Annotated in this window: 7 protein-coding genes; 5 read left to right on the forward strand and 2 right to left on the reverse strand. The window is 51.7% G+C overall.

Going from position 1 to position 7,674, the window contains the following annotated elements:
* From QZP87_RS14140 to QZP87_RS14160, 5 genes are all read left to right on the forward strand, one after another.
* On the forward strand, nt 1-987 hold a 987-nt coding region (locus tag QZP87_RS14140; protein WP_291323568.1), incomplete at its 5' end, for an ATP-binding cassette domain-containing protein.
* Nucleotides 988-1,173: 186 nt separating this feature from the next.
* The gene (locus QZP87_RS14145; RefSeq protein WP_291323569.1) at nt 1,174-2,829 is read left to right on the forward strand and encodes a type I secretion system permease/ATPase; all 1,656 of its coding nucleotides are present in this window, start codon (nt 1,174-1,176) and stop codon (nt 2,827-2,829) included.
* Between the two features lie 214 nt (nt 2,830-3,043).
* Nucleotides 3,044-4,417, forward strand: a complete 1,374-nt coding sequence (locus QZP87_RS14150) for an HlyD family type I secretion periplasmic adaptor subunit (RefSeq protein ID WP_291323570.1) — start codon at nt 3,044-3,046, stop codon at nt 4,415-4,417.
* Between the two features lie 204 nt (nt 4,418-4,621).
* Nucleotides 4,622-5,989, forward strand: coding sequence for a TolC family protein (locus QZP87_RS14155; RefSeq protein WP_291323571.1), 1,368 nt, complete (start codon nt 4,622-4,624; stop codon nt 5,987-5,989).
* A gap of 64 nt (nt 5,990-6,053) precedes the next feature.
* A complete protein-coding gene (locus QZP87_RS14160) occupies nt 6,054-6,278 on the forward strand; it encodes a hypothetical protein (protein WP_291323572.1) in 225 nt (74 codons plus the stop codon).
* A 291-nt stretch (nt 6,279-6,569) separates the two neighbouring features.
* Here QZP87_RS14160 and QZP87_RS14165 read toward each other — a convergent pair whose 3' ends face one another.
* On the reverse strand, nt 6,570-6,992 hold the full coding sequence (locus QZP87_RS14165; protein WP_291323573.1) for a putative toxin-antitoxin system toxin component, PIN family: 423 nt from the start codon (nt 6,990-6,992) through the stop codon (nt 6,570-6,572).
* Nucleotides 6,992-7,231: a ribbon-helix-helix domain-containing protein gene (locus QZP87_RS14170; protein WP_291323574.1), complete on the reverse strand. Its 240-nt coding sequence runs from the start codon at nt 7,229-7,231 to the stop codon at nt 6,992-6,994. The genes QZP87_RS14165 and QZP87_RS14170 overlap by 1 nt, the downstream gene beginning before the upstream one ends.
* Nucleotides 7,232-7,674 lie beyond the last annotated feature (443 nt).

A 7,674-nucleotide genomic window follows, 5' to 3' on the forward strand; every position in this document is an offset into this window, starting at 1 on the left:
GCCAGTGAAAAGGCCGGAATACATTCAGCTATCACCAAGTCCATGGGCTGGATCATGCAGGTCCTGCTCATGGGAGTGGGCTTCTCCCTGATGCTCAGGGGAGAAATTGACAGCGCTATGGCCATAATCGCTGTCATCATTGCTGGACGGGTGATCATGCCCATGCAGATGGCGGTCAACGGCTGGGAGGATTACCAGAATGCCAAAGATGCATTTCTGCGCCTTAAAAGCTACCTGGAAGGACTGGAGCAAAAAGACCAGGAAGTCAGCCTGGAACTGCCTGAACCCAAGGGTCACCTCAAGGCCGAGTCCCTGGTTTATGCCCACGGCGGCAAGCCAATAATCAAGGGTGTCAGTTTTGATCTGCAGGCCGGGCAAACCCTGGGGCTCATAGGACCCAGTGGAGCAGGCAAGACCACCCTGGCCAGGGTCATGACCGGAGCAGTACGCCCCCAAAACGGCATCCTGCGCCTGGATGGGGCGGATATGCATCAGTGGGACCAGGAACAGCTGGGTAAACACATCGGCTATCTGCCACAGGATGTTGAACTTTTTGCCGGAAGCATATTTCAGAACATAGCCAGATTTCAGGAGGCTTCCATGGAAGCGGTCCAGGAGGCAGCCGCAAGGACCGGACTGGAAAGAATAATCGCATCCCTGCCTCAAGGGTATGAGACCCTGCTGGAAGAGAGAGGAATAAACCTCCCAGGCGGTTTACGCCAGCGAATCGGTCTGGCCAGAGCTCTGTTCGGAAATCCCAGGATTCTCATTCTGGATGAACCTGATGCCAGCCTGGACCAGGACGGCATAGAGGCCCTGGCCGATATACTAAAGCGCTCCAGGGAGGAGGGTAAAACCCTGATCCTGGTAACCCACAGGCCCAAACTGCTGCAGTTTACCCACCAACTGCTTATGCTCAAGAACGGTCAGGTGGCCATGTACGGTCCCACCAGGCAGGTACTGCAGAAACTGATGCCGGCTAAGTGAGACGTATGGGCGTATGGGTGTATGGGAGTATGGGTGTATGGGAGTATTCTAAAACTCTAAAAACTTACATACACGCATACTTGCATACGTACATACGTCTTAACTACGTGCACACTCCCATACTTACATACTCCCATATGTCTTAAATAGGGTTCAAAGTAAAAACTAATCACTGGAAAATCTGGAATGCGAAAATATCTGGTAAGATTTCTGCCCCATCTGGGGTGTGCTTTTTTCTTCAGCATGTTCATCAATGTGCTGGCCCTGGCTTACATCCTGTATCTCAGGCTGTTGTTCGACAAGGTCATGGACAGCCGCAGTATGGAGACCCTGTTTTTTCTGACTGCTGCTGTCATTGGTGCTTATGTTGTTTCCGGAATTCTGGAGGTTTTTCGATCCAAGCTTCTGGTACGCATTGGTGTCAAGTTCGACCAGATAGTGGCCGGGCGAATATTCGGCAGCATGCTCAACCAGTCGGTCACGGCCGGTGGATCAAAACACACTCAGGGGTTGAAGGATTTAAACAGCATCCGCAATTTCTTAGGCGGAACAGGTATTTTCGCCCTGTTCGACACCCCCTGGGTGCCGGTATATCTGGCGGTGATATTTTTATTTCATCCTCTGCTGGGCTACCTGGCCTGTGCAGGGGCATTGATTCTTCTGCTGCTGGTTGTGGTCCAGGAAATATCCACTACGCGCATGCAGGCGAGCCACTCCCAGTCAGCCATGAATACAGAGCAATTTCTAAACTCTTCCATGCGCAACGCCCAGACGGTCTATGCCATGGGCATGTTCCCCTCCATGAGCAGGCATTGGAAGCAGTATAACAACCAGGATATCTATTATGAAGATGTCCTTGCCGCCAGAAATGGTTTTTTTCAGAGCATGGCCAAGTTCATCATGATGGGCACCGTGGTGGTCATCATGTCAACAGGGGCTTATCTGGTGATTATCAACGAGGCAACCCTGGGCACCATGGTGGCTTCGGCCATGTTTATGAGCCGGGCCTTGTCGCCCATCATGATGCTCGGCAATGCCTGGAGAAGCTTTGTGGATGCAAGGCTGGCCTACAAAAGGCTGAATGAGCTGATGGCCCAGGAAAAGCTTGACACTGATCCCCGGACCATTTCCGGAGATTCTCCCCAAAAACCTGAAAGCTGCAGGGCTGACAACGTAACCCTTTTCCTGGGACAGACTCCTGTTTTCCAGGATATCTCCTTTGATTTAAAGCCTGGTGAAATGCTGGCCATTACAGGTCCAAGTGGAGCGGGCAAGACTTCTCTGGCCCGGGTGATCATGGGTATCTGGAAGCCGGATCAGGGGGGTATATATCTGGACGACAAACCCCTGGACAGTTTTGACCAGGCTCTTCTGGGCTGTAAAATGGGTTATGTGCCTCAGGAGGTTGAGTTGTTTTCAGGAACCGTAGCTGAAAACATTGCCAGGCTGGGCCAGGTGGACTCACCTGCTGTTGTGGATGCAGCCATGCAGGCCCAGGCCCACGACATGATTTTGAGCCTTCCCCAAGGGTATGATACCAGGGTGGGTGAAGGGGGAGTCGCCCTCTCAGGAGGTCAGAAACAAAGAATCGTACTGGCAAGGGCTTTGTATGGGGTACCCTGGCTGCTGGTCATGGACGAGCCTGACTCGCATCTCGATCAGACCGGGAGAGAAGCCATCAAGGAAGTACTTGCAGATCTGAGAAAAAAAGAGTTATTCGTGGTGGTCATTACCCACAATCAGGAACTAATAAAAATGGCGGACAGGGTCCTTGATCTGCAACATGGAAAAGTTTTCGTGGGTGAAGGCGGGTCTCCTGATGTCAAGAAATTAGATGATTAGTGCCTCAATTGGGGACAGGCACCCCCGCACTTATTTTTATTACAAATGATCTTGGTTTTATTGGAAAAAATAAGTGCGGGGAGAGCCAGTCCCCGGAGGTGAAAAAATAAGTTTCGCTGTAGTGTTAACAATTAACAATTTACAGGTAACTGGGTTGCGGGCACTGTCCGCGTGATGATGAATTTTTTAACTCTCACAAGTAGAGACTAAAATTATGAACGAAAACAGACTGCAAAGCAACAACAACGTCAAGGCAATTGAGGGCGGCCGGACAAACGGCCGGGAATTGAATCTGCCCACAAGCACCAGGAAGGTGATCATACTGGGCCTGCTGTTCGTGGCCCTGTTTTTTGGCGGCATAGGAGTGTGGGCGGCTACGGCCAACCTTGAAGGTGCGGTCATTGCACAAGGCGAAGTCATAGTGGAGACTTACCGGCAGCAGGTCCAGCACAGGGATGGAGGAATAGTCAAACAAATCAAGGTCCGTGAAGGTTATCGGGTGGAAAGAGGTGAAGTTTTGATCACCCTGGATGGAGAGGAAGTGCGGGCTCAAAGAGACATGTACAGAGCACGGATGGACAGCCTGCAGGCGCGTCAGGCCCGGCTCATGGCTGAAATCCAGGGAAAAGATTCTATTGAGTGGCCCCTTTCCCTTCTGGAGCGTGCTGAAATGCCTGATACCGCTGAAAGCATGGAAAGCGAGAAGCGGATTTTCCAGTCCAGAATGGCGGCCAAGCAAAGCAAGAAGAGCCTGCTTCAGGCCCAGATCAAAACCCAGCACTCCCTTATTGAAGGCCGCAACAGGCAGTTGAAATCGGTACAGGATACCATTTCTTCCCTGAGGGATGAAATCGAAGCCAAAGAACCTCTCCTGGAGGGCGGCTTTATTGATATCACTCAGGTACTGGAACTGCAGCGAAACCTGAATTCAAACCAGGCCCGCCTGGAAGAATTGAGAACCCAGATTGAGCAGTCCCGGGAAAGAATCCAGGAACTTGAACTGGAAATCGACGACCTGGAAAAAAGCTACGCCCAGGAAGCCGCTTCAGAACTTGGAGGAGTCCGCCAGGAGATAGTGGACCTCCGTGAGCAGCTCCGTCCTGCTGAAGATGCAGCAAGAAGACTCAATGTAACTGCTCCCAAGTCCGGAGTGGTGGTAAACCTCAACGTACGCACCGAAGGTGGGGTTATCCAGGGAGGAGCGCCTTTAATGGAGATTGTTCCCATGGATGCAAGGCTGATAGTCTCAGCCAGGGTTGATCCGGGCAAGATTGATGACGTCCGGAGAGGCCAGAATGCCAGTGTCATGCTCTCAGCCTTTCCCAGAAGATACACCCCCAAGGTCAAGGGCGAGGTGATATACGTTGCAGCTGATCGCACCGAGCCTGAACAAAGGGATACCCCTCCTCATTACCTGACTTATGTAGAACTGGACGAAGAGTCCCTGAGGGAAGCTATTGAAGATCCCGGCAAACTAACTCCAGGCATGCCGGCGGAGGTCTACATTCAGACACAGGCTCAGACGGTTATGAGCTACATCCTCTCCCCCATTATCGACAGCATGGATCGTTCTTTCAGAGAAAATTAACTGTGGAGTATGGGATCGAGGGGTCAGGTGCATTAAAGGGTTTGTCGAGAGCAAACCCAAAACTGGAAAAACGTAAACATTCAGGGGGTCCTCGGTGGTAATTACCGGCACCATGTCTGGGAACTGCCACCGGGCCGGTTCCGGCACCCCTGAATGTTTACGGAAAAACGCCCCGGAGCGTATTTTAGCACAGGAGTTATAGAAATGTATTTTGCACGATTAATCCTGATTTGCGCGGCTTTTATTCTGCCGGCAGTGCCGGTTTTAGCCGGGGATGAGCAGGAATCATCCCTGGGAAACATGGTTCTGGACATGGAAGAGACGGTAAAGATGGGTCTGGAGCGCAGCCACAGGATACAGGCTCATGATTATGGCATCAGGAGAAGTGAATCCGAGGTCAAATCCGTACGGGGACAATTTTTTCCACAATTGTCTGCAGGGGCGGGGTTTACTCATCTGGACAGCCGTTCAGCCAGGGGGCCCACGGATCAGGACTACCTGGATCAGCAGCAGTATCAGTGGAATTTCCGGGCTGTTCAGACTCTGTTTGCCGGAATGACCATCCTGAGCTCTTACCAGAAGGCCCGGATAGAGAAGGAAATAAGCGAGCTGGAAAAGGAAAGTGCAGAAAGGGAGCTTATCAGAGAGATTCAGTATTACTTTCTGGAACTTTTAAAGGCCAGGGAAGACAGACGCAGTCTGGAAAGCTCTATTGAGCGGCTGGAGATGGGCCTTGAGGCCTCAAAGTCTTTTTTCGAGAGACAACTGGTTCCTTATGTGGACGTGCTGCAGGCTGAGGTGGAACTACAGGAAGCCAGACAGGAACTGAGCCAGGCCAGAAACGAGGAGCAGATCCAGAGAACCCGCCTCAACGCCATCCTGGGTTTCGGCCATGACCAGATCATTGGATATGAAGGTGATCTCGGGGAAATCCCCCTGGAGTTGTTTTTTGAATCCCAGGACGTCATGGATATAGCCCTCAAGCAAAGGACTGATCTAGTGTTCATCCGAAAGAACATGGCAGCCGCAGAACAGGAACAAAGGATCGCCCGGGGCCGGAAGATGCCGAGACTCAACCTGGAATTTACCTACATGGATCGCAAACGTGATTATGAACAGCCCGCTTTTGACGCCATGACCGGCCAGACCCGGGACCGGGACCAGAGAAACCGCCACTGGACCACCGGGCTCAACCTGGAATGGAACTTTTTTTCCGGAGGACAGCAGTATTACCGGCATGAAGCCATGGGCTACGAAATCAGACGTCTGGTGCAGACCCTGCAGGATACCAAGGCATCCATCCTTACCGAGGTGCGCACCGCGCATATGCGCCTGGATGAAGCCAGAAGCAGGCTGGTTTCCAACCGCAAAGCCCTGGCCGCGGCCCAGGAAAACTTTGATATGCAGGAACACCGCTATAAGCAGCAGGTAGGCACAATCACTGACCTGCTCACTGCCCAGGAACATTTAACCCGGGCCGAGACCAACAAGAACCAGGCCCTTATGGATTACCAGCAGGCCCTTTCCGAGCTGTACTTCGCCATGGGAGAGCGCAACTACGGGCTTAAATAAAGGCGCACGACAGCTCGGAGATCAGTTTAAACCATATAATAACGTTTTTCAGGAGAAGAAGATTATGCATGTATTCGCAGATGGTATTTCAAAGGTGACATTGTCCAATGGCAACCTGCGCATCAACCTGACCCAGAGGGGTGCGGACAACGAAAATTTAGAGGCAGGAATCCTCATTATCCCGGCTTCACAGGCCAACAACTTCATGAACGGCCTGGCCGGCAGCCTGAAAGACCTGGACGAAAAACTCAAAGCCCAGAGACAGGCGACTCAGGGGGAAGCGCAATAGGAAAAAGAGTTAGATGATCCATATTTACCACTACCTGCTAACGCGGACCGTGTCCGCTACCCAAAATTAAAGAAGTGCTCTTATCCCAGTTGGGACAGTCCCGCACTAATTTTTCTGATGAACAAGTTACAGCCATTAGATTTACAAAAATAAGTGCGGGACAGTCTCAGTACCAGGAGCTGCAACACCGTCTTTGCTCGAAATCTTTCTTGATTTTTGTGACCGGGTTTCAGGAGCAAGTCTAATATCTGACTTTTTGCAGTTGTATTAAATACAAAGAAAACAATATGTTCAATCAGAAGTTCTCAGTATTTCCCGGCAGAAGATGGTCGGTGTGACAATACGGGCCTGCCTGTGACTGCCCATCCGAAGAAGGCCGGAACGTTTGTCGCCTGTGACCAGAATGTCCGCCTTCCCAGCCTGGGACAGGGCCAGTAGAAATGCGTCCTCCGGGTCATGGGTTTGCATGTCTTGGGGCAGTTTGTCCACGAGATTGCCCAGGTAAAGACGGTTGATCAAGGTTCCCACCCGGTGGCCCTGCAGGATTCGCTGCAGTTTGGGATAGCGGCTGGCCCGCCGGATTTCTTCGATCTGTTCGCGGCAGGTGATCAGCTCAAAGCGGCCATTCTGCCAGGCCAGGAAAATTTTATGGGGTGGGGAATACGGGGAGATCAAGGCGGAAAACAGGACATTGCTGTCCAGTACAACCCGCATCAGGCTTTCCTGCTCCAGGCCAGGGCCTCAACCACGGCCGATTCGATTTCCTCTGGCGTGGCTTCCCAGTTCTGTTCTTTGACTGCCTGGGCTGTTTCCCTGAACACGCGCTCACGCACCGCGTCTTCAATAAATCGAGACAGCTCGCCCTTGCGGCTTTGGCCGCGGCTGGCCAGAAATACCCGCAGGGCCTGGTCTGTTTCAGATGATACTGCGACATTCCAGCGCACGGAACTCATGGTGTACCTCCTATGATGTTTATGCGTTTATATGCCGGTTGCTTGAGCAGGTCAAATTGGTTTTTTGGCAAAAGCAAAAAGAGTTGTCTCACGCAGAGGCGCCAAGTACGCAAAGAAGAGGAGGCGTGGCCTTAATTTTTGAAAAGGAATCATTAACACTACAGCGACACTTTATTTAAGCTGGAAGGGGACTGGCTCTTTTGCCGCCAAATAGTCCGGCCGTTTTACGGTTTGAGGTCGGCAAAAGTGCCTGTCCCCGGTGGCCGGTCCCCGGTAGCCTAGGCAATAATTTAGACAAAGTCTCGCTGTAGTGCTGTTAAACTTTGCGGCTTTGCGGTTCAAAATTTTCTTGTTTTTTTCTGACCCCAGTTAAACCCTGCTCCGCAGGAACGCTTTCAGCGTTGTTTAACGGGGCAAGCAGGGTTTCATGAGCAAGTCACTAA

Source organism: Desulfonatronospira sp., assembly GCA_003563255.1.
In the GTDB taxonomy this organism is placed as follows: domain Bacteria; phylum Desulfobacterota; class Desulfovibrionia; order Desulfovibrionales; family Desulfonatronovibrionaceae; genus Desulfonatronospira.

Excerpts from the sequence above, each read along its gene's own strand:
- QZP87_RS14145 (WP_291323569.1), top strand. The coding sequence starts at position 1,174 with ATGCGAAAATATCTGGTAAGATTTCTGCCCCATCTGGGGTGTGCTTTT.
- QZP87_RS14150 (WP_291323570.1), top strand. The coding sequence starts at position 3,044 with ATGAACGAAAACAGACTGCAAAGCAACAACAACGTCAAGGCAATTGAG.
- QZP87_RS14155 (WP_291323571.1), top strand. The coding sequence starts at position 4,622 with ATGTATTTTGCACGATTAATCCTGATTTGCGCGGCTTTTATTCTGCCG.
- QZP87_RS14160 (WP_291323572.1), top strand. The coding sequence starts at position 6,054 with ATGCATGTATTCGCAGATGGTATTTCAAAGGTGACATTGTCCAATGGC.
- QZP87_RS14165 (WP_291323573.1), bottom strand. The coding sequence starts at position 6,992 with ATGCGGGTTGTACTGGACAGCAATGTCCTGTTTTCCGCCTTGATCTCC.
- QZP87_RS14170 (WP_291323574.1), bottom strand. The coding sequence starts at position 7,231 with ATGAGTTCCGTGCGCTGGAATGTCGCAGTATCATCTGAAACAGACCAG.